The sequence below is a fragment of the Yinghuangia seranimata genome (assembly GCF_029953285.1).
In the GTDB taxonomy this organism is placed as follows: domain Bacteria; phylum Actinomycetota; class Actinomycetes; order Streptomycetales; family Streptomycetaceae; genus Yinghuangia; species Yinghuangia seranimata.
On sequence record NZ_JASAOI010000085.1, the window covers coordinates 19,123 to 43,613 of the forward strand.

Consider the following 24,491-nt stretch of genomic DNA (forward strand, 5'->3'; position numbering starts at 1 on the left):
CCCCGTGCAGGCTGCGGGCGATAGTGGACGCGATGCCGGACAAACCGGCCGGCATGCTCCACTATCGCCGCGGCGGCGAGTCGGCCGGCGCGTCCTATCCCCAGTGCCACCGCGACGCACTCGCGGTGGCGGCACTGCTGCGCGAGCGTGGAGTACGCCCCGGGGACCGGGTCGCCATCCACGGGGACACGTCCTACGCGTGGGTGCTGGCCGACCTCGGCTGCCTGCTCGCGGGAGCCGTCTCGGTGGCGCTCTACCCCAGCGCCCCCGTGACGCGGGCCATCGGCACCGCGGCGGAAAGCGGGTGCCGGCTCGTCTTCACGGACAACCCCGGCTACGTCGCGGGATTCCGCGCGGCAGGGTTCGAGGTGGTGTTCCTCGGCGAAGGCGACGCCCCCGAGGGCGTGACGGCTTCGGTCGGCGACCTGAAATCCGGCGCGGCGCCGCCGGTGACCGAGGCCCGACCCGACGGACCGTTCACGATCGTCTCCACCAGTGGGACCCTGGCCGAACCCAAGCTCTTCGCCGTGCATTCCGCTCCGCTGCTGTTCACCATGGACCGGTTCGCGGAACTCTACGGAATCGGCGGGAGCGACCGCCTGCTGCTGTACCTGCCGCTCTCGCACCTCCCGCAACGCATGATGCTGTACTGGGGGTTGGCCGCGGGCATGGACTTCGTCCTGTCCGACCCCGGCCATTTCGTCGCCGACACTGCCGCGTTGTCGCCGACGCTGCACGTCGCGGTGCCCAAATCGCTGCAGCACGTGCACTGGCGCGCCGTCGAGCAGGCGAAGCGGACGGGCGGTGACCGCGCGGCGGCCCTGCGCGCCGCGTTCGGGCCGTCGATCAGGGCGATCTTCGTGGGCAGCGCGCCCGCCGATCCCCACGTGCTCACCGAACTGCTGGACGCGGGGCTCCCCGTCTACGAGGTCTACGGGACCACCGAACTGGGGATGATCGGCCTGAACCGCCCCGGCGGCACCCGGCCCGGCACGGTCGGCCGCCCCATCCCCTGGGGGCAGGTACGGCTCGCCCCCCAGACCGACGAGATCCTGGTCCGCACTCCCACACCGTTCCTGTACGGCCGGCTCGGCAACGGCGGCATCGCCGTCGAGGAGCGGCCGCCGGGTACGTGGTGGCCGACCGGCGACGTGGGCGAGCTGGACCCCGACGGGTACCTGACGGTGCGCGGCCGCCTGCGCGACTTCCTCGCGTTGAGCAGCGGCGAGAAGGTCTTCGTCCGGCCCATCGAGGAGTCGGCGGTCCGCGCGACGGGCGCCGTCCACTGCGTCCTGTCCCAGACGGAGGCGCCCGGCCTGGGCGCGCTGCTCTTCTTCGACCCCGACCGGCCAGGGGACGCGGAGGCGTGCGGCGCGCACCTGCGCGATCTCAACGCATCCCTCCATCCATGGGAGCGGATCCGGAGATTCGCGCTGATCGACGGCCTCCCCTCGATCGAGCAGGGCACCGTCACCGAAACCATGAAGCTGCGCCGCCACAAGATCGACGAGATCCACGGCCGCGGCGCGGCCTGGCAGTCCGTGCGGCGCGGGCCGGCGGCCGCGTCCACCGCACCGATCAGGGGGGAACAGACATGAGCGCGGACACCGTCGAGCTCAAGGACGGCGCGATCCGCTACCGGATCCGCGGAGACGGCCCGCCGCTCGTCCTGCTCTCCACCCTCATGGGGACCTGGCTGCGGCAGGTCCGCGTCCTGAGCGAGCACTTCACCGTCATCACCTACGACATGCGCGGATTCGGGGACTCGCCATCGGCGACCGGGTTCCCGTCGAACGCGGAGCACGCCGACGACCTGGCCGAACTCCTCACGGCCTGGGGCTATGACGAGGCCGTGGTGGTCGGTCTGTCCCACGGAGGCCTTGTCGCGCAGCACTTCGCGGACCGGCATCACGACCGGCTCGCAGGCTTGGCGCTCGTCGCCACGTTCGCCAAGGCCCACGACGGCACCGAGTTGTTCCTGCGCATGCTGAACGGCTTCCTCGACCGCGACGACCTGCCCAATTTCTGGGAAGTGCTCAAGAGCTTCCTGTTCTCCGCCGCGAACGCCGAGTTGCTGGACCGCCGTGAGGCCGCGCTCAAGGCGGCGATGTTCGACCAGTACGAGGTGGCGAGCCTCCGCAGCATTTACGGGCAGGCGATGGTCCACGACAGCACCGCGTGGCTCGGTGCCGTCACCTGCCCGACGCTCACGATCGGGGGGCGGTACGACATGCTGTTCCCCCCGCCCATGACCGAGGAACTCGCCGGCCTGGTGCCGGGCTCGCGCACCGTCATGCTGCCGGCGGCGCACATCCCGCCGGTGGAAGCGCCCCGGGCCTTCAACGACGTCGTCGTCGACTTCTTCGGGGGCACCCGGTGACCGGGACGGCGGCCTCACAGAGCGCGGGGCGGCTGGTCTCCCTCCGCGACGCGGACGTACGGATCTACGACGAGGGCCGTCCTGACGGCCCGGCCATCGTGCTGCTGCACGGATTCCTCACCTCGGCCCACACCTGGCGGGGGATGCTCCCGCTCCTCGCCCGGGACCATCGTGTGCTGCTCCTCGACCTCCCCGGCAGCGGCCGGTCCCCGGCGCCGCGGACACGCGACTGGACGGCCGACCGGTTCGCGGACCTGCTCGCGGAACTCCTCGACGCGGAGGGCCTCACCGCACCGGTGCTGGTCGGCAGCCAGATGGGTGGCTCGCTGGCCGCGTGGTTCGCCGCCTCCCACCCCGAACGGGTCGGCCGCCTCGTGGTGATGGCGGCCGGCGTGCTGGGGGAGACCTCGACGAACCTCACGCTGTACCGGGCGCTCGCCCACCGGGTGATCGGCCCCAGGCTGGCCCGGCACTTCCCGCGCCGGGCGTTCGAGGGCCGGTGGTGGGCCGCACACGGTCCAGGGCACCTCCGGGACCCGGAGGCCTTCGCCTACTACCTCGCGCAGCTTCGTGCCCGCGGCAACGCCATGGCGGCCTTCGGTCTCGGGATCCGGATGAGCTACGGGGACACCTTCGACGCGCTGGCCGAGCCCATCCGGGGGCTGACGGTGCCGACCCTGCTCGTGTTCGGGGACGCCGACCCGCTCGTGCCCGTGTCGACCGGCCGGCGGTTCGAAGAGCTGCTCGCCGACGCGCGGCTGACCGTGTTGCCGGGCTGCGGCGACTTCCCGCAGGAGGAACGTCCCCGGGAAGTGGCCGAAGCCGTGCTGCGATTCCTCGAAGCCGAACGGACGGTGGAATGACCGACCTGAACGAAGTGCGGCGGCTCCTCGACCAGGAGGGATACGCGTATCTCGCCGAGCTGCCGCAAGGGTTCGACCACTTGGAGTTCCTCAGCGGACTCGGCGAGGTGCTCCCGCAGTACGACGGTCGGCGCGTGTGGGACCTGGTTCCGGAACCGGGGATGGACGACGTCTACCACTCGCGCAACACCCAGGCGCTGGTCCCACATACGGAAGGCTACGAACTGCCCGGGCTCCCGCCGCGGTACGTCGCCCTGTGGTGTGTGCGCCCCGCCGAGGGAGTCGGCGGAGAGACCACACTCGCGGACGGATATGCCCTGCTGGAGCGCTTCAGCCCGGACGACCGCGCGGCGATGCGCGACGCTCGCTACACGTGGCGCTCGAGCGAGGGACTGGCCCGAAAAGGGATCGTGATCGAGAACCGCCATCCCATCGTCACCCGGCACCGGGACCGCTGGATCCTGCGTTTCTCGGAGAACAACGTCGAACCCACCGGCGACCAATTGCTCGGCAGGGTCATCCGCGAAGGGACGCGATTCTTCGAACGCGAGCACCGGGCCGTCTCCATCGTCCGGAACGGGCTGTTGGCCTGGGACAACTGGCGGATGATCCACTCCCGGAACGCGTTCGTGGACCGCGGGCGGCATCTCAAGCGCGTCCTGCTCGGCTCATGAGCGGGTACCCGTTTCCGATCGGGGTCATCGCGGGACTCGGTCCGCTCGCCGGCGCCACGTTCTACCGCCACCTGGTGGAGGAGACGTCCGCCCGCCGCGACGCGGATCACCCGGAAGTCGTCCTGATCTCGGACCCCGCCGTCCCGAGTCGACTCGACCACTTGAGCGGACGCGGCCCGTCCCCCGTCCCGCGGTTGGCGACCGTGGCCCACCGCCTCGAAGCGTACGGCTGCGGGCTGATCGCACTGACGTCCATCACGACGCACGCCTACTACCAAGAGCTCTCCGACACCGTCCGCACACCCATCGTGGACGGGCGCACGGCCGTGGCCGCGAGTCTGACCTCCGCCGGGGTCACCCGCATCGCGCTCGCCGTCACCGGCCCGGCGCGCGATCTGGGGCTGCTGGACAAGCCGCTGCGGGACGTCGGCATCCATGTCCACTACCCCGACGACGGTGACCAGCGGGAGATCCAGACGCTGGTGGACAGCGTCAAGGCCACCGGGGCGACACCGGACCTCGGCCGCCGACTGGACGCGGTGCTCGCTCGGCGGTGGAGCGCCCGAGCGGACGCCATCCTCATCGGCTGCACCGACATCTCGCCGCTCGCCGGCTACCTCGACACCGGCGGTCGCGGCGGCGCCGTCTTCGACGTGTCCAGGCTCATCGCCCGCGCGGTCCTCGCCCAGGCGGCAGCGCGGTGAGCGGCCCCGACGTACTGCGCCGACTGGGACTGGGCGGAGCGCGCACCGACCACGACTGGGAAGCCCTGGCCGCACGCCGAAGCGGCCTTGCCTGGCGGCACCTGGGCCGTTCGGACGTCCCCATGGCCACGCTCGTCGACACCCTGCGCGCGGTTCCCGGGCGCCCTCCGCGCACCGGACACCTTGCGGACTGGGACGACATCTGGCGCGGACGCAGCAGGATCCTCGACTACAACGCCGTCGTCTGCCGTGAGTTGGACATCGGCTACCCCCTGCTCTACGACTTCACCCAGACGGAGACAGCGGGACTCGACGACGGCGACGTCCTCTTCCTCCCCGGATCGCGCGTTCGCGGGGGCCGCCGTGAGCGGCTGCGCCTCCTGCGGTGGAACGGCACGCGGTTCGTCCCCCACGACCGCACGGAGCCGCTCTTCCTCCCCTACGTCCAGGTCGACCGGGCCGGCACGCGGATGCCGTTGGTGCGCCTGCACCGACAGGACGACAGCGCGTCCGTCGCGGCCGACCACCACTCCGCCGTCTGGACGCGGCATCGAGACCGCCTCGCGGAAGTCCTGCGCGTGCTGCTCGACCGGGCCCCCGACGATGCCGCCCTCTCCCAGGTGTTCGCGCGGACGATCCACCGGAACGGCAGCGTGCGGCGTGCCTCCGCGGCCCGGGAACGCGGCGGGATCCGGCTCGGCGAATCCTGGTACCGGACACCCGCGGCATTGGTGGACACCGCCCTTGCCCCGCTGGTGGCGGCCACGGCCGACGAGGACCTGGAGGCGGTCATCCGCGACCTCCCCGAGGAGGCTCCGCTGGCCACCGTGGACGTCGTCGCGCTCAGCTACGCCTTCCTGGGCACACACCGCCCCGAGCGCGCACCCGCGGGCGACGGCGGCCCCGACGTCCACATCCACTGGGGCGCACTCGCCATGGGCGGCCACCCGCCCGGCTCCAAAGGGTACTTCGCGCGGCGGGCGGACTCGGTCCGGTGGATGTACGACGCGGTCGTGTCGGAACTCGCATGGGCCTCGCCGGTCGTGTTCGTCATCGCACCCGTGGCCCCCTTCCTGCTGTGGACACCGGACCGCTGCAAGGACGACCTCGTGGCCATCGGCGACCTGCTGGCACGGATCAGGGCGGCCGAAGCCCCCGGACGCGACCGGGTCGCCGCGCTGGCGCCCGTCGCGCGGCAGACCGTCGCACGGTGGCAGCGCGACCACCCGACGTCCGAGGAGTTCCGCGCCCGGTTCCAGTGGCGCAGCCGCCTCGCCCCGACCCCGGAGCCGCTCCCGGAGAGCAGGCTCCTGGAACCTCCCGGCTTCGGCGAGCTGACCGCCGCCGAAGCCTGCCTCGTGGTCAGCACCTTGGTCGCCGCCACCACACCGACCGAGAAGAAGGACGAATGAGTTCCCCGACACCTGCGGAGCCCAGCCCGCCGACGCTCGACCGGGTACTGGTCACCTCCCGCGACTTCGACGAGTACCTGGCGATGTTCGACGTCGTCCCCGACCGCCTCCTGACCGGACGGGTACTCGACTGTCCGGGCGGAGCCAGCGACTTCGGCGCCCGGCTCCGCGAACTGGGCGGTCAGGCGGTCGCGGTCGACCCGATCTACGGAGCGAGCCTGGCCGGACTCGCCCGGCTGGTCGACGACGAACTGCGGCGCGGCGTCCAGCACGCGCACGACGCCCGCGAACTCTACGACTTCTCGTGGGCGGGCGGGTTCGACGCGTACCTCGACCGGCGTGCCACGGCCGCCCGGCGCTTCCTTGCCGACTACGCCCGCCGCGAGGGCCACTACGTGCAGGCCGCCCTCCCCGACACACTGCCCTTCCCCGACGGGCATTTCACTCTGGCCCTGGTGCCGAACCTGCTGTTCGCCTACGCCAACCTCTTCGACCTCGCCTGGCACGTCCGCGCGCTGCGCGAGCTCACGAGGGTCGCGGCCGAAGTACGCATCCACCCCGTCACCGACACCAGCGGACGACCGTACGCGGACCTGTCACGGCTCACGTCGCTGCTCGCCGACGTCGGCGTCCACACCCGGTCGATCGAAGTCGGCTACCGGCTACGCGAAGGGACCGGCTCGACGCTGATCTGCGGGTCGGACCGATGACACGGCATCGCGGCGGTGTCCTCCTGGCGATCGCGGCGTACGCGCAGTGGGGGCTCTTCCCGCTCTACTGGCCGCTGCTGAAACCGGCGGGCGCGGCGGAGATCCTCCTCCACCGGATCGTGTGGTCGTGCGTGCTCGCCGCGCTGATCATCACGGTTCGGCACCGATGGGCGCAGCTCCGCGCTCTGGCGGCACGGCCGAAGGAACGGCTGCACGTCGTCCTCGCCGCCGGGGCGATGTCGCTCAATTGGGGCATTTACATTTGGGGCGTCAACAGCGGCGCCGTCGTCGAGACGTCGCTCGGCTACTTCATCACACCACTCACGACGGTCGCGGCGGGCGTGTTGCTGTGGCGCGAGCGGCTGTCGGCCGTCCAGTGGTCGGCGGTCGGCCTGGGTGCCGCGGCCGTTTGCGTGATCACCGTCGACTACGGCCGCCCCCCGTGGATCGCGCTCGCCTTGGCACTCACCTTCACCGCCTACGGGGCCTTCAAGAAATCCCTGCAGCTCCCGGGCCTGGACGGCTTCGCTGCGGAAACCCTCGTCCTGGTTCTCCCCGCGCTCGCCGGCCTCCTCGCGCTCACCGTGGCCGGCCGCTCGACCTTCGCCGCGCAGGGCGCGGGCCACAGTCTCCTGCTCGTCGGCAGCGGCCTCGTCACGGCGGGTCCGCTGCTGTGCTTCGGGGCCGCCGCGGTCCGGATCCCGCTGTCCACGCTCGGGATCATCCTTTACGTCGCCCCGATCCTGCAGTTCGTGCTCGGGGTGACGGTCTTCCACGAACACCTGCCGGCGGCCCGCTGGGCGGGCTTCGGCTTGATCTGGCTGGCACTGGTCCTTCCCGCCCTCCGTCCGGCGCGTTCCTCACCCAGGTCAGGACAGCGCGCCGATCCCGCCCACTCAGGGAGTAGAGGAGCATGACAGCACTCGCGCTCGCCCCCGTGTCGCCCCTCGGCAGCCACGCCCTGCAGATTTTCCTTCTGCAAGTGGGCCTGCTCCTGACCTTCGCTACGGCGCTGGGGCGGCTGGCCGTTCGGTTCGGTTGGCCGGCCGTCGCCGGTGAGCTGTGCGCAGGGGTCCTCCTCGGGCCCTCGGTGCTGCGCCATCTGGCGCCCGGCGCCTCGGACTGGCTGTTTCCCCGGCAGCCGGACCAGTTCCACCTCCTGGACGCGGTCGGCCAGCTCAGCGTCATCCTCCTGGTGGGGATGACGGGCATGCAGATGGACCTGGGCATGGTGCGCAGGTGTGGGCGCGTCGCGGCGTACGTCAGTGTGGGCGGCCTGGTCGTTCCGCTGGTGTTCGGGGTCTCGGCGGGGCTGTTCCTGCCGGACTCGTTCGTCGTCGAGGGCACCGACCGCGCGGTGTTCGCGGCGTTCCTCGGTGTGGCGCTGTGTGTCAGCGCCATTCCGGTGATCGCGAAGACGCTCATGGACATGGACCTGTTCCACCGGGATGTCGGGCAGCTCACCCTCGCGGCGGCCATCGTCGACGACATCGTGGGGTGGCTGCTCCTGTCGGTGGTCTCGGCGGCGGCGACCGCCGGGTTCAGCGGCGAACGGATCGCGCTGTCCGCGCTGTCGCTGATCGCCGTGGTCGTCGTCGCGCGTCTGGTGGTCCGACCGCTGGCCCGCAAGGCCCTGCGCGGCGGGGACGGGGCGGCCGAACACGGGACGACGGTCGCCGCGATCGTCGCCCTGGTACTGCTTGCGGCCGCCGGGGCTCAGGCCCTGGAACTTGAGCCGGTCTTCGGGGCGTTCATGTGCGGGATGGCCCTCGTTTCGAGCGGCGCGCTGTCCCCCCGGCACCTGGCGCCGCTGCGCACCCTGGTCCTCGGCGTGCTCGCGCCGCTGTTCTTCGCGGCCGCAGGACTGCGCATCGACCTGTCCGCGCTCCGTTCCCCGCAGGTGCTCGTCGTCGCGCTGCTCGTGCTGTCGCTCGCCGTCGCGGGGAAGTTCGCCGGGGCCTACCTCGGCGCACGGCTGGGCAGATTGGGGAGGCGCGAGGCCGTGGCGCTCGGCGCGGGCTTGAACGCACGGGGGGTCGTGGAGATCGTCATCGCCACGGTGGGGCTGCGCATCAACGTCCTGACACCGGAGATGTACACGATCATCGTGCTTACCGCCCTGGTCACCTCACTGATAGCTCCGCCCGTTCTGCGCAGGGCCATGCGGCGCATCGAACCGACCCAGGAGGAGGCGGATCGGGCGCGGGCCCTCGGTGTCCGGCCGGCCGCGGGGGATCAGCCCGCCGCCGATCCGTCGGCGACGGTCGAGGCTTGAGCGGTGCGCGCCGGGGCGGCAGAGGGCCGGCGTTCGGTGACGAAGAAGACCGCGCCCAGCACCATGGCCATGCCCACCGGCATGCTCCAGGTCAGGGGCTCGCTGAGGAACACCGTGCCCCACAGCACCCCGAACAGGGGGACGAGGAACGTGACGGTCAGCGCGCCGGTCGGGCCGAGGCTGTTGACCAGGCGGAAGAACAGTACGAAGCCCAGTGCGGTGCAGCCCAGCGCGAGCGCGACCACCGACAGCACGACCGTGCCGGAGACGGACTCCCGGGGCGGCATGGCCAGCGCCGGGATCAGCAGGCAGACCGCGGCCCCGAGTTGCTGGCCCGTCGCGGTGACCAGTGGGGGCGTGTCGGGGAACCGGACCTTGGCGTACACGCCGCCCAGCGCGTAGAACAGCGCGGCCAGCAGGCTCGCGGCGACGGCCAGGAGCAGCGTGCCGTCCACCTCCAACGGGCCCAGTCCGACGAGTGCGGCGACGCCCGCCAGCCCCAGGGCGACACCGGCGAGCTGCCGGCGGTGCGGGCGCTTGTGCTGCCAAACGGCGGAGACCAGGAGCGCGAACAGCGGGGTGGTGGCGTTGAGGATCGCCGCCAGCGACGCGGTGATCTTCAGTTCCGCGGCGGCGATGAGGGTGAACGGCGCGGCCGCCATGAGGACCCCGAGGATGAGGAAGCCGGACAGATCGCGGCGGAAGTCCGGAACCTTGCGCACCATCACCGCGATCGCGAGCAGCGCCAGCCCGGCCAGCAGGACGCGTGCCTCGATCGTGCCGACCGGTCCGAGTACCGGGGCGGCCTGCCGCATGAAGAGGAAGGACGCGCCCCACAGCGCGCCGACGGCCAACAGAATGACGAGATCAACCAGACGCATGTCGTCCCCTCGGAGTTGTCGCGTGTACCTCTTGATAGGGCAGGCGCATACATGAAACAAACAAGTACGACTCATTCGACGCATGAGGGATGCTCATGAATCTCGCCCAACTGCGCGCACTGCGGGCCGTGCACGAGGCCGGCAGCGTCACCGGCGCCGCCGACCTCATCGGCGTCACGCAGTCCGCGGTGAGCCATGCGCTGACCGCGTTGGAGAGCGAACTCGGTCTGCGGCTGGTCATCCGCGAACGCAGCGGCTGCCGGCTCACCGAAGTCGGCAGACGCCTGATGCCGCACGCGGTCGAAGCGCTGCGCCACGTGGACCGGTTCGCCGAAGAGGCCACCGCCGCGGCCGGACTGGTCACCGGTCGGCTGCACCTTGGCGCCTTCCCCAGCGCCTGCCGACTGCTGCCGCCGCTGATCCGCAGCTTCCGCAAGCTGTACCCCGCGGTCGAGGTCGTCCTGCTGGAGGGGACCGACGAGGAAGTCAACGAGTGGATCAGCCGCCGGGTGGTCGAACTCGGCGTGGTGACCGGGCCGCGGCCCGACCTGTGCATGGTGCCGCTGGCCGAAGACGAACTGGTCGCCGTCCTGCCGGTGGAGCACCCGCTGGCCACCGAGCCCGACGTGGAACTGGCGGAACTCGCCGACGACCCGTTCCTGGTCTCCAGCGGCGGCTGCGAGCCGATGATCCGCAGCCTCTACCACCAAGCCGGCGTCGCGTTCGAGCCCGTGCACCGGATCCACGAGATGTCCACGCTGCTGGCCATGGTCCGCGAGAACCTCGGGGTAAGCGTCGTCCCGTCCCTGGCCCTCCGCGACGCGGACGACGGCACCGTGGCCCTTCCGCTCCGCCCGCCGGCGCCGCGGACCCTGTTGCTGGCGACACCGTCCGCGGCCGACCTGAGCCCGGCCGGGGCCGCGTTCCTCGACGTCGTCGAGGCGACGTTCGGCCCCCGTAGCGGTCCGCAGTCGCGGGCCCACCACCCGCCCGAGCCCCGCACGCGCTGGGCCCGGCGACCCGGTTCCCGGTCGATCGCCTGAACCCGGGTGACCCGCCGCGTCGTCCGAGCCGCAGGCATCCGCGGATGCCGCCACCGCGCGGCGATCAGGCGCCGCGGTAGGCCGGTGGTCCTCGCAGCGTCGGCCCTCGGCCGCACTTGTTGCCGGAATCCGACGGTGGGGCCGCCCGATTTCGGGCGGCCCCACCGGGGTGGTGCTCGGGCGCGGGGTGGGGTCGGTCAGTTCGCGTGGGTTCCGCGGCGGCGGACCGTGAACATGACGCCTGCGCCGAGGAGCACCAGGGCGCCGCTTGCCGCGCCGATCAGCAGGGTCGTGTTGCCGTCGCCGCCGGTGTGGGCGAGTTCGCTGCCGGGGGCGGACGACGCGGGCTTGGAGGTTCCGGACGATGCGGGCTTCTTGGTGCTCGCGGTCGCGGTCGGGGTCTTGGTCTCGGTGCCGCCGCCGGACGCGGCGAACGTGATGGACTTGGTGACCACGGTCGGGCCGCCGGGCTGGCCGATGGTGGACAGGTCGGTGACCGCGATCTCGCAGGCATGCGCGGCGTCGCAGACGCCGCCCTTGGTGCCCACGGCGCCCACCACGATCTTCAGGGTGGCCGAGGCGCCGCCGTCGGCGCCGGCCTTCTTGGTGGCCGCCCCGCCTGCCGCGCAGCCGTCCTGGCTGGTCGCGCCGGCCGCGCACTGCGCGAAGATCAGTGTGTCGCCGGCGCCGAATCCGCTTGCCGTGACCGTGACTTCCTGGCCTGCGGTGAGGCCGCTCGACGCCGAAACGGATATCGCCCCCGCGGCAGACGCCGGGGACGCGGTGGCGATGGCGAGCCCCGCGGCCGCGGCGATGTATGCCACGAGCGCGACTCCACGCCGCAGCAAGGGTGTTGCGGACTGCACAGGGGCCTCCCTGTCGTCGGATGATGAGTCCAGCAGCGTGCGGATCGACCGCAGATGAAACGGTGTTTCTTCTGAAGAAACGAGGTTCTGCTGGGTGCGCCGCAGCCTAGGCAGCCGGTCGGCAGGTGGTCAATCGTCTTCCGCGGACTTCCGGGATTTCTTTACTCTTGTTCCGATGTATGGAACAGAGTTAACACTTGAGCGGCTCATGGGTGGTATTCGTAGAAGCCGCGGCCGGGCTTGCGGCCGAGCCGTCCCGCGGCGACCAGGCGTCGCAGCAGCGGCAGGGCGTTGACGATGAAGCCGGCGCGATCGGGTGCGCGGATCGCCGTCTTGCCCAGGCCGCCGACGACGAACTCCTCGGCACGGCGCACCGCATCGTCCTCGGTGAGCTGGGAGGGGACGACCTCGACGAGGCGTTGCCGCGGCACCGGGTTGAAGAACCGACGCGCGGGTCGCCGCTCGCGTCGGCGTGGAAGGGGTGCCGCACCGGGCAGCGGCGTGCCCGGTGCGGCGCCGTGAACGGACCGCCGAGCTCCCGAGCCGCGGTCCGCGGCGGCGGACGGGTCGCCCCGGCCTCCGTCCGCCGTGGCTCCGGTTACATCCCGTCGCCGTCCCAGCGGCCGAGCGAGCGGCTGCGCACGGGGAGCGTGGAGATGATCGGCGGCAGGGGCTGGTCCACGCCCCGCTTCCAGGCACGACCCACTCCCCAGTTGTGCCGCTGCCCGTCGTGGCGTTCGTCCGGGTGCTCGAGGCTCTCCGGGGCCGGCCAGCCCAGCGTGACGTGGGAGTGCGTGCCATGGTCGTGACCATGACCGCCGTGGCCGTCGTGGTCGTGGTCGTGGGTGTGGTCGCCGTCGCCGTGTCCCTGGGCGAGGCGTGCCAGGTCGAAGGCCTGCGCCATGGCGACGAGGCTGCGGTCCGGTCCCGTGCCGTGCTGGACGTAGTCCGTGTCCGGGGCGCCGTGTTCCTTCTGGAAGTTGAGTGCGGTACCGAGCACGCGCAGGTCCTCGTCGCTGCGCCAGCTCTGTCCGCCGGCCAGGTCGTGCGACGAGTACGACCAGGTCATGCGGCCGCCCTCGGGCCCGTAGTTGACCGCGTCGCCGCCCCAGCGCACCCACTCGTTCTGGGTGTACCAGTTCTCCAGCTCGCCGTCTGAGCGCATGAGCCACGTGGTGCCGCCCTCCATGGCGACGAAGTGGCCGTGCTTGACCCGCGCGGGGCGGAAGAAGTAAGTGCCCGGGTCGAGGTCGCCGAAGTTGTACGACATCTTTCCTTCGAGCGTGTACGCCTCCTCGTAGCACGGGTGGTGGGCGAGGCGGTGGTCCGCCCAGCCTTCCGCCGAGTGCACGAGCCGCGTGTAGAAGCCGCTGACCGGGTCGACGTGCAGGTACTTCACGAACAGGCCCGGCATCGGTCCCGCGTTCGGCACCGCGATCCAGTCCATGCCCGCGCTGTCGTGCACGGTGACCTCGCCGCGCGCGTCGGCGCGGGGCGGGGCGGCCACGGAGTCGACGGGGTCGAAGCCGGCGTCGCCGTATTCGCGGTAGTGGAGGATCCGGGTGCCCTCGGCGAACCGGACCGCCTCGACGGGGACGCCCTTGGGCGCGTGAACGTAGCTGCCCTTGCCGATCACCCGGTCCCCGTAGCGCATCTCGCCCTCCACCACGTAGTACTCGGTGTCGGCGTGGTGGATGCCGGGCCCGCGCCCCCAGTCGGTGTGGAAGTCGATGCGCAGCGACGACGAGCCGTCCTCCTCGTCGACCGACAGGCGCCGCTCGCTCGCCCGGCCCTCGCCGGCGACCAGTTCGGCGGCGTGCCAGACGTAGTCGTTTTCCTGGATGGTCTCCACATGGGGTCGCATTCGACATCCCTTACGCAGTAGAAATGTTTCGATAGTCGGGACGACGTTCCAATCCTGTGGTCATGACGTTAAGCCAGCATCGCGCGGGAGGACAAGAGTGGGCACTACGCCTGGGGGCGCACCCCTGACCATCGTGGACGGGCTGCGCGGCTTCGCGGCCGCGCAACCGCACACTGCCGCCGTCATCGACGGCGACCGCACGCTCGGCTATCGGCATCTCGACGAGCGCGCGAACCGGGTCGCCAACACGCTCCTTGCCGCAGGGCTCGACCGTGGCGAGCGTGTCGCGGTCCTGCTGGGCAACCGCCTGGAGTACTGCGAGATCGCGGCCGGCATCGCCAAGGCCGGCATGGTGATGGTGCCGCTCAATCCGAGGCTCACGTCCGCCGAAGTGCGGTATATAGTCCGGCACTCCGGAAGTCGGGCCCTGATCGCGGACGACGCGGGCGCGCCCATCGCGGGCGAGTCCGCCGCAGGCCTGCCCTTCGTGCTCTCGATCGACGGAACCACGTTGGGGGGCGCCTACGAGGATGCGTTGGCAGGCGCCGAATCCTCCGACCCCGACCTGCCGTTGGTCGAGAGCGATGCTTTCTGCATCGCCTACACGTCGGGAACCACCGGAAACCCCAAGGGAGTCGTGATATCCCATCGCTCCCGCGCTCTCACGTTCTACATGAGCGCCCTGGAGTGGAACCTCGGCATCGGCCGCCGGTCGCTGGCCGTCGCGCCGATGTACCACGGCGCCGGCTTCGCGTTCGGCTACGCGCCCGTGCACACCGGAGGGACGGTGTCGATGCTGCGGTCCTGGAGTCCCGAGAAGTGCCTGGCCCTCCTCGAACGCGACCGCATCCAATCGGTGTTCCTCGTGCCGACGCACGCCTACATGCTGCGCGCGCTCGGCGACGAGGCGATCGCGTCGTACGACCTGTCCGCACTGGACACGATCTTCTTCAACGCCGCGGCGCTGCCCGGGCCGCTCAAGGCCTGGGTGCTGGACGCCTTCCCGCAGGCAGGCGTGCACGAGCTGTACGGGTCCACCGAGTCCGGCATCATCGCCAACCTGCGTCCCGCCGACGCGCGTCGCAAGACCGGGTCCGTGGGGCACCCCTGGTTCCAGACCGAGGTGCGGGTCCTCGGTGCGGACGGCACGCCGGCCGCACCCGGTGAACCGGGTGAACTGTTCAGCCGTTCCCCGTACTTGATGAACGGCTACTTGGACAACGCGGCGGCCACCGAGGAGTGCACCACCGGGGACGGCTTCGTGACCTGCGGCGACATCGTCGTCCGGGACGAGGAGGGCTACCTCTATATCGTCGACCGCAAGAAGGACGTGATCATCAGCGGTGGCGTCAACGTCTACCCGCGTGAAGTAGAGGAGGCGGTCCTCAGCCATCCCGCCGTGGACGACGTCGCCGTGGTCGGGATCCCGCACGAGAAGTGGGGCGAACAGGTCGCCGCCGCGGTGGTACTGGCCGCCGGGGCCGATCTCACGTACGAGGAACTGGCCGCCCATGTACGGCCGTTGCTCGCCGGATACAAGGTTCCGCGGGAGCTCGCCGTGGTCCCGGAGCTGCCGCGCAACGCGGGCGGCAAGGTGCTCAAGCGGGAGCTGCGCGACCGCCTCGGCAAGCCTGGGTGATCGCCGACGGGGCGCGGAGACCGGTTCAGCCGCGCCGCAGATACGCCCCCGAAGGCTCGCCGACCACGGCGCCGTCGCGGTAGCGCACCTTGCCGCCCACGACCGTGTGCACCGGCCACCCGGTGAGGTCGACGCCCTCGAACGGGCAGTGGTCCTGACCGGAGCGGCAGAGCTCGGTGGTGACCGTCTGCGTCTTGCCGAGGTCGACGACGGTGAGGTCGGCGTCGCACCCGGGGAGCAGGTTGCCCTTGCCGGGCAGGTTGTAGGCGCGGGCCGGGTTGGTCGACACCGCCTCCACGATCCGGGAGAGCGGGATGCCCCGCTTCAGGTGGCCTTCCGAGAGCATCACCGGGTACAGCAGCGCGGTGCCGCCGAACCCCGGTGTGGCGGGCCAGATCTGATCGCCCTTCAGCTCCTCCATGCAGCAGGCGTGGTCGGACGCGACCCAGTCGATGTCCCCGGCCGCGAACCTGGCCCACAGCGCCTCGTTGTCGGCGGTGGTGCGGATCGGCGGGTTGACCTTGCCCCCCAGGCCGCCGCGCGCGTCGAGTGTGTCGTGGTCGAGGCACAAGTGGTGGAGCGTCGTCTCGAAGCGCATGTCGATGTGCGGGTACGCGTCGCGCGCCTGCCTGGCCGCCGCGGCGGCGTCCGCGCTCGACAGATGCAGCAGATTGACGTTCGTGCCGGTGTGCGACGCGATCGTGGTGGCTTCCCCGATGGCCACGCGTTCGGTCAGCGGCGGCCGGCCCTCGTGGTAGGCCTTGAGCGTCTGCGGGTCCCCGGCCGCCTTGACCCGGTCGATGAACACGCGCATGAGCTCGCTCTGTTCGCAGTGCAGCGACAGGGACAGCCGCAGGTGCGGATGCTCGGCCTGCGCCTCGGAGATCTTCTCCATGAGCAGGAACAGGTGGCCGAGGTCGTACTCGTCGCCCATCGTGAAGGCCCGCGCGTCGCGGCTGTTGGAGGCCAGGTCGAAGCCCTTGTAGAACATGTAGTACTTGAACGACGTGACCCCGTGCTCGCGCACCAGCTCGGGGATCTCCTCGATCTGCTTGACCGTCATGGGCGCCAGGTGGAAGCCGTAGTCGGTCCACGCCTTGCCCTCGACGGCCGCGAGCACCTCGGGGAACACCTCGCGGTACGGGCCGGTCCGGTTCAGGTAGTGGGCGCCGGTGCGGAAGTACGAGATCACCGTGGTCGCGCCGCCGACGAGCGACGAGCGGGTCTCCTCGAAGGCGTCAAGGCCGAGGTCGCGGTAGATGCCGATGTGGAAGTGCGCGTCCACCGCGCCCGGCAGCACGACCTTGCCCGCGGCGTCGAGTACGTCGTCGGCCTCCGCGGTCGCGATGTCCTCCGCGATCACGGCGACCTTGCCGTCCCGCACGGCGAGGTCGGCCCGCAACTGCGCGCCTCCGGGCATGACGATCGTCCCGTCCTTGACCACGAGTTCGTAGTTGGCCATGGGTCGCTGCTTCTCCTGTCGTGCGGTCGTCAGAAAGTGATACAGCGTTTCGCTGAATGGAATGCTGTGGCTATGATGACAATACGACCGCCGGTGGGGTCCGCCAAGGGAGATGGAGGAGAACCCTTTCCATGACGACCGATCCGCACACGGCCGAGCGCCGCCGCGACCCTCCGCTCTCCGGAGTACGTGTTCTGGACGCCGCAACGCTGTTCGCCGGGCCGATGGCCGCGACCATCCTCGGCGACTACGGCGCCGACGTCGTGAAGATCGAGCACCCCAAGCGCGGCGACCCGGTGCGGGACCACGGGCCGAGCCGAAGCGGCGTGGGGCTGTGGTGGACGATGCTCGGCCGCAACAAGCACACGATCGGTCTCGCGCTCAACACCGAGGAGGGGGCCGATGTCATGCGCCGGCTCGCCGCCGACGCGGACGTCCTGATCGAGAACTTCCGCCCCGGGACCCTGGAGCGCTGGGGGCTGGACCCGGCCGAGCTGCTGGAACGCAACCCACGCCTCGTGGTCGCCCGGGTGACCGGCTTCGGCCAGTTCGGCCCCTACGCCCGCCGGCCCGGCTTCGGCACGCTCGCCGAGTCCATGAGCGGTTTCGCGGCCATGACCGGGGAGCCCGACGGCCCGCCGACCCTCCCGCCGTTCGGGCTCGCCGACGGCATCGCCGCCCTGACCACCGCGCAGGCGGTGATGACCGCGCTCTACGAGCGGGACGCCCGCAGCGGCCGCGGCCAGATCGTCGACCTGGCGATCATCGAGCCCATTCTGTCGGTCCTGGGCCCACAGCCGATCGTGTACGACCAACTGGGCACCGTCCAGCGGCGCACCGGGAACCGCTCGGTCAACAACGCGCCGCGCAACACCTACCGCTGCCGGGACGGCAAGTGGGTGGCCGTGTCCACGTCCGCCCAGTCGATCGCCGAGCGCGTCATGCACCTGGTCGGGCACCCCGAGGTCACCCGCGAGCCGTGGTTTGCCTCAGGTGTCGAACGCGCGGCACACGCACACGAGTTGGACGGCTACGTGGCCGCCTGGATCGCCGAACGGGATCTCGCCGACGTCGTCGCGGCGTTCGAAGCGGCCGAAGCCGCGGCCGCCCCGATCTACGACATCGCCGACGTCTTCGCCGACCCGCAGTACCAGGCGCTGGACACCATCACGACGGTCCAGGACCCGGTCCTCGGCCCGGTGCGCATGCAGAACCTCCTCTACCGGCTGTCCGCAAGTCCGGGCCGCATCGCCTGGACCGGCCGGCCCCGCGGCGCGGACACCTACCGCGTGCTCCACGATCGGCTCGGCCTCACCGACCAGGAACTCGACCGGCTCGCCGCGGCGGGCGTGATCGCGGGGGAGACCGCATGACCTTCGACTGGACCGCGCTGGCCGGCTCCCGGGTGATCGACCTGGCGCAGCCGATGCGGCGGGGCATGCCCCAGTCTCCGAACCACCCGCCGTTCCAGATGTCCCTCGTGCGCAGGCACGGCGACTACATCAGGGACGACGGTTCGTCGGCGGCCAACGAACTGATCGTCACCGGCGGTCACGTCGGAACGCACGTCGACGCCCTCGCCCACGTGAGCCATCGCGGCCGGCTGCACGGCGACGTCGACGCGTTCACCGTCACCTCGCACGAAGGCTTCGGCGTCCTGGGCATCGACGAGTTCGTGCCGTATGTCGGCCGCTGCGTCCTCCTGGACGTGGCACGGGTGCACGGCACCGAGACGCTGCCCCCCGGGTACGGCGTCACCGCCGCGGACCTGGCCGCCGCCGAAAAGGCCTCGGGAACCGAGGTACGCCCCGGAGACGCCGTCCTCGTCGGCACCGGATGGTCGCGTCTGTGGGACCGGCGCGAGGAGTTCGTGGGGGCCGAAGCCGGAGTCCCCGGGCCGGACGAGAGCGCCGCCGAGTGGCTCATCCAGGCCGGGGCCCGCCTGGCGGGCGGCGAGACCATCGCCTTCGAGCAGATCAAGCCCGGCGCCGGGCACGCGCTGTTGCCCGTGCACCGAATGTTCCTCGTCGACCACGGCATCAACATCGTCGAGACCATGCGGCTGACCGAGCTGCTCGACACCGGCGTAGGCGAATTCCTGCTCGTGCTGGCCCCGTTGAACGTCGTGGGAGCCACCGGCGCGCCGGCCCGGCCGCTCGCCGTGGTGGCGGCCACGTGAGCGCCCCCCGCACCCACGTGCGCGAACTCGCGGACTTCGCGACCGCCTGCCGCGACGAGCCCCTGCCCTGCGAGGTCACCGAGGACGTCGTCCACCGCATCCTGGACACGCTCGGCAACTGCCTCGCCGGCCGCGCCGCATCGGAAGGAGAGCGGGCACCGGACGCCGCCGTCCTGCGCGTGGTCGGCGGATGGGGAGGCCGACCCGAGGCGACCGTGATCGGATCCGGCGAGCGGCTGCCCGCGCCGAGCGCGGCCCTGGCCAACGGAACCTTCGCCCACCTCCTCGACTTCGACGACACCCACCTGCCCAGCGTCCTGCACCCCACCGCGAACGTGGTGCCCGCCGCCCTGGCCGTCGCCGAGGCCGTCGGCGCGAGCACCCCCCGCCTCCTCGCCGCCACGGCGGCCGGCGTCGAGGTCACCAACCGCCTCGGCATGGCGTCGTACTCGACCGCGCTCGGCAACTCGGTCTTCTTCGAGAAGGGCCTGCACGCCACGTCGATCTGCGGCGCGCTCGGCGCCGCGACGGCCGCCGGCCTGCTCTACGGCCTCGACGCCGACGCGCTCGCCTCCGCGCTGGGCATCGCCGCCAGCATGGGCGCCGGGGTGATCGAGGCCAACCGCACCGGAGGCACCGTCAAGCGCATCCACTGCGGGTGGGCGGCACACAGCGGGGTGGTGGCGGCCGCGCTCGCGCACGCCGGGGTGACCGGCCCGCCGACCGTCCTGGAAGGCCGGTTCGGCTTCTTCCGCGCCTACCTGGACGGCGGCTACGACGCCGCGGCGCTGCTCGGCGACCTCGGCACCCGGTGGGAGCTGCTGCGCACCGTGTACAAGCCCTACCCGAGCAACCACTTCACGCACCCGGCCATCGACTGCGCCCTCGCACTGCGCGCCCGGGGCCTGGCCGTGGAGCAGGTGGAGAGCGTCGAACTCGGGGTCGCGGAACCCGTGCTGCGCACCATCGCGGAGCCCCGGGAGAACAAGATCCGGCCGGACAGCGGCTACCACGCCAAGTTCAGCGGCCCGTACACCGTGGCCCGGGCCCTGCTCGGCGGCGGCGGACTCGGGCTCCACCTCGACGACTTCGCGGACGACAGGGTCGCCGATCCCCGGTTGCGCGAGCTGGCCGCACGCGTCGACGTCGTGGCGGACCAGCGCGCCACGTCCCTGTTCCCGAACTCGTTCGCGGCGGTGCTCCGGGTCACCACCCGCGACGGCGACGTCCTCGAACATCGCGTCGACTCGTCGCTGGGCGGACCGGGAAATCCGCTCTCCCGCCGGGAACTGCTGGAGAAATTCCGCCTCAACGCCGTCCGCGCGCTGCCGCGGGCCCGGGTCGACGCGCTGCTCGAATCGGTCGTCGCGATGGCCGACGGCCGCGGCGACTTCGGGGAAGTCCTCAAGCTGACCAGGGTCTGAGCGATGCCGGCCCCGGCCTCTCGCCACACCATCCCACCACGGCATCCACGAACACGATCGGAGGTCGGGCGATGACCGACACACCGCCTCCCGCGCCGGGCCCCGCGTACCGCGCGGTGGCACTGCAGACCGCCACACACGCGGTCAACGCCCTCGGCGTCGACGAAGCGCGCGCGGCGATCGGCGCGTCCATCGACCGGATCGCCGCGCAGATCGCCGCCGCGGTGGCCTGGCACGGCCCGGACACCGCGCTGGTCGTACTGCCCGAGTACGCGCTGACCGGCTTCCCGATGGGCGACGCGATCGGCGCGTGGGCCGACAAGGCCGCGATCGCGCCGGACGGGCCCGAGTACGAGCGCCTGGCCGCAGTCGCCCAGCGACACCGCATCCACCTCGCGGTCAACGCGTACGAGACCGACCCGCACTACCCGGACCTGTACTTCCAGGGCTGTGTGGTCCTCGGCCCCACCGGCGAGACGCTGCTGCGGTACCGCCGCCTGCACTCGATGTACACCCCCAGCCCCTACGACGTGTGGGACTCCTACCTGGACCACTACGGGCTCGACGGCGTCCTCCCGGTGGCCCGCACCGCCATCGGGAACCTCGCCGCGGTCGCGAGTGAAGAGATCCTCTACCCCGAACTCCTGCGCGCCCTCGCCTTCCGCGGCGCCGAGGTGTTCGTGCACTCGACGAGCGAGGCGACCAGCCCCGACCCCACGGTCAAGGAGTACGCGCGCCGCTGCCGGGCCGCCGAGAACCTGGCCTGCGTCGTCACCGCCAACAGCGCCGGCATCACCGGCATCCCGCTGTCCGGCGACTCCACCAACGGCCACTCGGAGATCGTGGACCACCTCGGCCGCTCGCTCGCCCGCGCCGCGAGCGGCGAAAGCCTCGTCGCCGCCGCCGAGATCGACCTCGCCGCAGTGCGCCGGGAACGGCTCCGCCCGTCCATGGCCAACCTCCCCGCCCGGGTGAAATCCACCTTGTGGGCGGAGGAATACGCCCGCCACCCCGTCGACGAGCCCAACGGGCTCAAGGGCGTCGCCCCCGAACGCGCCTTCTTCGCCACGCGCCACCGGGAGAACATCGCCCGAGCGCAGGCCGCGTCGCGCACCGGGACGCCGTGATGGGCGGCATCGAGGTCAGGTCGCCCCGCACGGGCGAGGTCGAACGCCTCCTCGACCCGCCCGGCGAGAACGAACTCACCGCGCGGGTCAACGCACTGCGGACCGCGCAGCCGACCTGGGAGGCACGCGGCCCGGAGGGCCGAGCCGCCGTCCTGCGCACCTGGGCCGACGTCCTGGACAAGCACGCCGAAGCGCTCACCGACGCCCTGATCCGCGACACCGGCCGCGACTACGAGTCACGCATGGAGACCGCGCAGGTCGCGGCCATGGCCCGGCGCTGGGCAGCGGCGGCGGGACCGCTGCTGGCCCCCGCCGAACGCTCCACGGCCCTCCCCGGGATCGGCATCGAGACGGGCTCACGCGCCTACCCGCTCGTCGGGGTGATCAGCCCCTGGAACTTCCCGCTGTTGCTCGCTCTCATCGACGCGATCCCGGCCCTCGCCGCCGGCTGCGCCGTCCTCGTCAAACCCAGCGAGGTCACCCCCCGCTTCATCGCACCGCTGCTTCGGACCATCGACGAAGTCCCCGAGATCGCCGAGGTGCTGCAGGTCGTCGAAGGCGGTCCGGAGACCGGCGCGGCGATGGTCGGCCTCGTCGACGCGGTGTGCTTCACCGGAAGTGTGGCCACCGGGCGCCTGGTCGGCGAAGCGGCACAGCGCGCGTTCGTCCCCGTGTTCCTCGAACTGGGCGGCAAGGACCCGGCGGTCGTCCTGGACGGCGCCGACCTCGACCGGGCGAGTTCGGCCGTCCTGTGGGGGTCGGTGGCCAACGCGGGGCAGTCCTGCCTGTCCATCGAGCGCATCTACGTCCAGGACGGCAGCCACGACGAGTTCGTCAGGCGGCTGACGGCGAAGGCGGAAAGCGTCGGCCTGGCCCTGCCCGGCCCCGCGGACGGCGCCATCGGGCCGCTCATCGACCCCGGGCAGGCCGCCGTCATCGGGGCCCATCTCGCCGACGCGACCGCCAAGGGCGCCACCGTGCACACCGGCGGCCGCATCGAACGGCACGGCGGCGGCCACTGGATACGGCCCACCGTGCTGACCGGCGTCGACCACACCATGACCGTCATGCGCGAGGAGACCTTCGGCCCGCTCATGCCGGTCATGCGGTTCGGCAGCGCCGACGAGGCCGTCGCCCTCGCCAACGACTCGGTGTACGGGCTGTCCGGTGCGGTCTTCGCCGCCGACCAGGACACCGCCAAGGCCCTCGCCCGCCGCCTGGACGTCGGCGCGGTCAGCATCAACGACGCCGCGCTGACCGCCCTGGTCCACGAAGGCGAGAAGAACTCGTTCCGCTACAGCGGCCTCGGCGGCTCGCGCATGGGCGAGGCCGCGCTGCGGCGCTTCGTGCGCCGCCAGACGCTCATCACCAACTCCGCCACGGGCCCGGACCCGTGGTGGCACACCCCGTGAGCCCGACGCCCGAACCCCTCATCCGACGACCTCGAGGAACGCCATGGGAATCCGCGAAGGAATGCCCCTGCTCGCCAAGCACGAAGGCGACTGGGAGGGGACGTACACGTACGTCGACCCGGAAGGCAAGATCATCGACCAGCACCGGTCGCATCTGACGTGCGCCTTCCCGGCGGACAGCGAATACCCGTACCACCAGACCAACACCTACACGTGGCCCGACGGCCGCACCGAGGTGCACGAGTTCCCGGGCACCTATGACGGCTACGGCCGCATGCACTTCGACACCGAGCGCATCAAAGGTGTCACCTGGGGGCTCGACGAGAACACCATCTACCTCACCTGGATCTACAAGGAAAAGGGCTCGGACCTGCGACTGTTCGAGCTCATCGTGCTCTCCGACGACGGCAACCACCGCAGCCGCACCTGGCAGTGGCTGCGCGACGGCAAACTCGAGATGCGCACCCTCATCAACGAGACCAGGGTGTCGGCCGGTGCGGCGGCACAGGCCAATCCGTTCGGCGAGCAGATCATCGCGGCGGTGGTCGACCATATGAACCTCGACCACCCCGAGGACTCCCTGCTCATCGTCCGGTCGCTCGGGCAGCGTCCTGAGGCCACATCCGCCGAGACCGTGGGCCTGGACGGCGAGGGGATCGACTTCAAGGCCGTCGTCGGCGGCGCAGAGGAGACGGTCCGGGTGCCGTGGAGCGCCCCCATCTCCGAGCGCCCGCAGATCCGGGTGGAGGTGACCCGAATGTATTACGATGCGTGTGCTGCGCTGGGGGTGGAGCCCAGGCCCGCCGAGGAGCACTAGCGACACCACCGGAGCACTGGACCAGAGCACAGCCCGGCGCCCGCGCCGGGCTGTTCCTCATTCACGCTGTTCTTCACGCACAGGGAGCCGCGCGACAGTGCCGAGAATCTCCGGGGTTTCGCTCGAAGACCACCGCGGCCGCACCAACGCGCGCATCTTCGAAGCCATGGCGCGTCTCCTGGACGAGCGCGGCTACGACGCCGTCACCCTCGCCGAGATCGCCGCCGCGGCCGGGCTGGCGCGCACCGCGATGTACAACTACTACCCGGACAAAGAGACGCTGCTCATCGCGTACACGGCGCACGAAACCGCGCTCTACCTCGACAAGTTGCGCGCCGCCCTGGAGACGGTGTCGACGCCCGTCGACCAACTGCGGGTGTATGTGCGCATGCAGCTCGAACACCTGGCGACCGGGCACATCGCGGCGGCCTCGGTGGCCGGAGTCCTCACGGACGAGGGCCACAAGAAGATGGCGGAGCATGTCGCCCCGCTGTGGGGCACACTGCGGCAGATCATCGCCGACGCCGTCGCGGAACGCTACCTGCCCGACGAGGATGTCGAGCTGCTGCTGCCCCTGGTCACCGCCACCATCGCCGGCCGCAGCACCGCGGATCTGTCCGCCGACCGCCTCGAACACGCCATCGACGCGACCGTGACCTATGTCCTCCGCGGCCTCGGCGCCCGGCTCACCGCGGACGGCAGGCCCCGGCGCTTCCCGGCCGCGCGCTGAGCCCCACCCCGGACAGGCCGAAGCGGCGG

At 71.4% G+C, this 24,491-nt stretch carries 23 protein-coding genes; 18 read left to right on the plus strand and 5 right to left on the minus strand.

The genetic code is table 11. The features are described 5' to 3' along the window. Window positions 1-32 precede the first annotated feature (32 nt). Genes QI554_RS40445 through QI554_RS40485 form a run of 9 tightly spaced genes read left to right on the plus strand, consistent with a single transcriptional unit; the run spans window position 33 to window position 9,018 of the window. Complete coding sequence (locus QI554_RS40445; protein ID WP_281477811.1) at window positions 33-1,598, plus strand: AMP-binding protein; 1,566 nt, start codon at window positions 33-35, stop codon at window positions 1,596-1,598. Next, complete coding sequence (locus QI554_RS40450) at window positions 1,595-2,380, plus strand: alpha/beta fold hydrolase (protein WP_281477812.1); 786 nt, start codon at window positions 1,595-1,597, stop codon at window positions 2,378-2,380. Before QI554_RS40445 ends, QI554_RS40450 begins: the two co-directional genes overlap by 4 nt. Then, the gene (locus QI554_RS40455) at window positions 2,377-3,243 is read left to right on the plus strand and encodes an alpha/beta fold hydrolase (protein ID WP_281477813.1); all 867 of its coding nucleotides are present in this window, start codon (window positions 2,377-2,379) and stop codon (window positions 3,241-3,243) included. Before QI554_RS40450 ends, QI554_RS40455 begins: the two co-directional genes overlap by 4 nt. Then, window positions 3,240-3,917, plus strand: a complete 678-nt coding sequence (locus QI554_RS40460) for a TauD/TfdA family dioxygenase (RefSeq protein WP_281477814.1) — start codon at window positions 3,240-3,242, stop codon at window positions 3,915-3,917. The genes QI554_RS40455 and QI554_RS40460 overlap by 4 nt, the downstream gene beginning before the upstream one ends. Further along, entirely contained in the window at window positions 3,914-4,621 is a 708-nt protein-coding gene (locus QI554_RS40465; RefSeq protein WP_281477816.1) for an aspartate/glutamate racemase family protein, read from the plus strand. The genes QI554_RS40460 and QI554_RS40465 overlap by 4 nt, the downstream gene beginning before the upstream one ends. Beyond that, complete coding sequence (locus QI554_RS40470; protein ID WP_281477817.1) at window positions 4,618-6,033, plus strand: DUF6025 family protein; 1,416 nt, start codon at window positions 4,618-4,620, stop codon at window positions 6,031-6,033. The genes QI554_RS40465 and QI554_RS40470 overlap by 4 nt, the downstream gene beginning before the upstream one ends. Then, complete coding sequence (locus QI554_RS40475; RefSeq protein ID WP_281477818.1) at window positions 6,030-6,743, plus strand: hypothetical protein; 714 nt, start codon at window positions 6,030-6,032, stop codon at window positions 6,741-6,743. Before QI554_RS40470 ends, QI554_RS40475 begins: the two co-directional genes overlap by 4 nt. Beyond that, window positions 6,740-7,660 carry an EamA family transporter RarD gene (gene rarD, locus QI554_RS40480; RefSeq protein ID WP_281477819.1) on the plus strand — a complete coding sequence of 307 codons (921 nt, stop codon included), beginning with the start codon at window positions 6,740-6,742 and terminating at the stop codon, window positions 7,658-7,660. Before QI554_RS40475 ends, rarD begins: the two co-directional genes overlap by 4 nt. Further along, a complete protein-coding gene (locus QI554_RS40485) occupies window positions 7,657-9,018 on the plus strand; it encodes a cation:proton antiporter (RefSeq protein ID WP_281477821.1) in 1,362 nt (453 codons plus the stop codon). Before rarD ends, QI554_RS40485 begins: the two co-directional genes overlap by 4 nt. On the opposite strand, the gene QI554_RS40490 is transcribed toward QI554_RS40485, so the two are convergent. Then, window positions 8,979-9,899 (minus strand): DMT family transporter, encoded by a 921-nt coding sequence (locus QI554_RS40490; RefSeq protein ID WP_281477823.1) that lies wholly within the window; start codon window positions 9,897-9,899, stop codon window positions 8,979-8,981. The two genes, QI554_RS40485 and QI554_RS40490, sit on opposite strands and share 40 nt — an antisense overlap. Before the next feature lie 95 nt (window positions 9,900-9,994). Here QI554_RS40490 and QI554_RS40495 point away from each other — a divergent pair, with 95 nt between their 5' ends. Next, window positions 9,995-10,942 (plus strand): LysR family transcriptional regulator, encoded by a 948-nt coding sequence (locus QI554_RS40495; RefSeq protein ID WP_281477825.1) that lies wholly within the window; start codon window positions 9,995-9,997, stop codon window positions 10,940-10,942. A 197-nt stretch (window positions 10,943-11,139) separates the two neighbouring features. Here the strand turns inward: QI554_RS40495 and QI554_RS40500 are convergent, their stop codons facing one another. From QI554_RS40500 to QI554_RS40510, 3 genes are all read right to left on the minus strand, one after another. After that, on the minus strand, window positions 11,140-11,766 hold the full coding sequence (locus QI554_RS40500) for a neocarzinostatin apoprotein domain-containing protein (RefSeq protein ID WP_281477827.1): 627 nt from the start codon (window positions 11,764-11,766) through the stop codon (window positions 11,140-11,142). Between the two features lie 248 nt (window positions 11,767-12,014). Beyond that, entirely contained in the window at window positions 12,015-12,521 is a 507-nt protein-coding gene (locus QI554_RS43660; RefSeq protein WP_425528135.1) for a 3-hydroxyacyl-CoA dehydrogenase NAD-binding domain-containing protein, read from the minus strand. Further along, window positions 12,407-13,672: a DUF4437 domain-containing protein gene (locus QI554_RS40510; RefSeq protein WP_281477828.1), complete on the minus strand. Its 1,266-nt coding sequence runs from the start codon at window positions 13,670-13,672 to the stop codon at window positions 12,407-12,409. Before QI554_RS40510 ends, QI554_RS43660 begins: the two co-directional genes overlap by 115 nt. Before the next feature lie 97 nt (window positions 13,673-13,769). Between QI554_RS40510 and QI554_RS40515 the strand changes: the two genes are divergently transcribed. Then, window positions 13,770-15,311: a class I adenylate-forming enzyme family protein gene (locus QI554_RS40515; protein ID WP_281477830.1), complete on the plus strand. Its 1,542-nt coding sequence runs from the start codon at window positions 13,770-13,772 to the stop codon at window positions 15,309-15,311. Window positions 15,312-15,336: 25 nt separating this feature from the next. On the opposite strand, the gene QI554_RS40520 is transcribed toward QI554_RS40515, so the two are convergent. After that, the gene (locus QI554_RS40520; RefSeq protein ID WP_281477831.1) at window positions 15,337-16,773 is read right to left on the minus strand and encodes a dihydroorotase; all 1,437 of its coding nucleotides are present in this window, start codon (window positions 16,771-16,773) and stop codon (window positions 15,337-15,339) included. 131 nt (window positions 16,774-16,904) lie between these two features. Between QI554_RS40520 and QI554_RS40525 the strand changes: the two genes are divergently transcribed. From QI554_RS40525 to QI554_RS40555, 7 genes are all read left to right on the plus strand, one after another. Next, entirely contained in the window at window positions 16,905-18,146 is a 1,242-nt protein-coding gene (locus QI554_RS40525) for a CaiB/BaiF CoA transferase family protein (RefSeq protein ID WP_281477832.1), read from the plus strand. Continuing rightward, entirely contained in the window at window positions 18,143-18,952 is an 810-nt protein-coding gene (locus tag QI554_RS40530) for a cyclase family protein (protein ID WP_281477834.1), read from the plus strand. Before QI554_RS40525 ends, QI554_RS40530 begins: the two co-directional genes overlap by 4 nt. Next, complete coding sequence (locus QI554_RS40535; protein ID WP_281477835.1) at window positions 18,949-20,376, plus strand: MmgE/PrpD family protein; 1,428 nt, start codon at window positions 18,949-18,951, stop codon at window positions 20,374-20,376. Before QI554_RS40530 ends, QI554_RS40535 begins: the two co-directional genes overlap by 4 nt. 71 nt (window positions 20,377-20,447) lie before the next feature. Next, a complete protein-coding gene (locus QI554_RS40540; RefSeq protein ID WP_281477837.1) occupies window positions 20,448-21,503 on the plus strand; it encodes a nitrilase-related carbon-nitrogen hydrolase in 1,056 nt (351 codons plus the stop codon). Continuing rightward, a complete protein-coding gene (locus QI554_RS40545) occupies window positions 21,503-22,915 on the plus strand; it encodes an aldehyde dehydrogenase family protein (protein ID WP_281477839.1) in 1,413 nt (470 codons plus the stop codon). The genes QI554_RS40540 and QI554_RS40545 overlap by 1 nt, the downstream gene beginning before the upstream one ends. 43 nt (window positions 22,916-22,958) lie before the next feature. Further along, window positions 22,959-23,732, plus strand: a complete 774-nt coding sequence (locus tag QI554_RS40550; protein ID WP_281477841.1) for a DUF3598 family protein — start codon at window positions 22,959-22,961, stop codon at window positions 23,730-23,732. 166 nt (window positions 23,733-23,898) lie between these two features. Further along, a complete protein-coding gene (locus QI554_RS40555; RefSeq protein ID WP_281477843.1) occupies window positions 23,899-24,462 on the plus strand; it encodes a TetR/AcrR family transcriptional regulator in 564 nt (187 codons plus the stop codon). The last annotated feature ends 29 nt before the right edge of the window (window positions 24,463-24,491 follow it).

What these genes read in the sequence shown, in the direction of transcription:
- QI554_RS40485 (WP_281477821.1), top strand. Translation starts at nt 7,657, where the DNA reads ATGACAGCACTCGCGCTCGCCCCCGTGTCGCCCCTCGGCAGCCACGCC.
- QI554_RS40520 (WP_281477831.1), bottom strand. Translation starts at nt 16,773, where the DNA reads ATGGCCAACTACGAACTCGTGGTCAAGGACGGGACGATCGTCATGCCC.
- QI554_RS40555 (WP_281477843.1), top strand. Translation starts at nt 23,899, where the DNA reads ATGGCGCGTCTCCTGGACGAGCGCGGCTACGACGCCGTCACCCTCGCC.
- QI554_RS40525 (WP_281477832.1), top strand. Translation starts at nt 16,905, where the DNA reads ATGACGACCGATCCGCACACGGCCGAGCGCCGCCGCGACCCTCCGCTC.
- QI554_RS40445 (WP_281477811.1), top strand. Translation starts at nt 33, where the DNA reads ATGCCGGACAAACCGGCCGGCATGCTCCACTATCGCCGCGGCGGCGAG.
- QI554_RS40465 (WP_281477816.1), top strand. Translation starts at nt 3,914, where the DNA reads ATGAGCGGGTACCCGTTTCCGATCGGGGTCATCGCGGGACTCGGTCCG.
- QI554_RS40540 (WP_281477837.1), top strand. Translation starts at nt 20,448, where the DNA reads ATGACCGACACACCGCCTCCCGCGCCGGGCCCCGCGTACCGCGCGGTG.
- QI554_RS40475 (WP_281477818.1), top strand. Translation starts at nt 6,030, where the DNA reads ATGAGTTCCCCGACACCTGCGGAGCCCAGCCCGCCGACGCTCGACCGG.
- QI554_RS40510 (WP_281477828.1), bottom strand. Translation starts at nt 13,672, where the DNA reads ATGCGACCCCATGTGGAGACCATCCAGGAAAACGACTACGTCTGGCAC.
- QI554_RS40460 (WP_281477814.1), top strand. Translation starts at nt 3,240, where the DNA reads ATGACCGACCTGAACGAAGTGCGGCGGCTCCTCGACCAGGAGGGATAC.
- QI554_RS40450 (WP_281477812.1), top strand. Translation starts at nt 1,595, where the DNA reads ATGAGCGCGGACACCGTCGAGCTCAAGGACGGCGCGATCCGCTACCGG.
- QI554_RS40550 (WP_281477841.1), top strand. Translation starts at nt 22,959, where the DNA reads ATGGGAATCCGCGAAGGAATGCCCCTGCTCGCCAAGCACGAAGGCGAC.
- QI554_RS40490 (WP_281477823.1), bottom strand. Translation starts at nt 9,899, where the DNA reads ATGCGTCTGGTTGATCTCGTCATTCTGTTGGCCGTCGGCGCGCTGTGG.
- QI554_RS40495 (WP_281477825.1), top strand. Translation starts at nt 9,995, where the DNA reads ATGAATCTCGCCCAACTGCGCGCACTGCGGGCCGTGCACGAGGCCGGC.
- QI554_RS40530 (WP_281477834.1), top strand. Translation starts at nt 18,143, where the DNA reads ATGACCTTCGACTGGACCGCGCTGGCCGGCTCCCGGGTGATCGACCTG.
- QI554_RS40545 (WP_281477839.1), top strand. Translation starts at nt 21,503, where the DNA reads ATGGGCGGCATCGAGGTCAGGTCGCCCCGCACGGGCGAGGTCGAACGC.
- rarD (WP_281477819.1), top strand. Translation starts at nt 6,740, where the DNA reads ATGACACGGCATCGCGGCGGTGTCCTCCTGGCGATCGCGGCGTACGCG.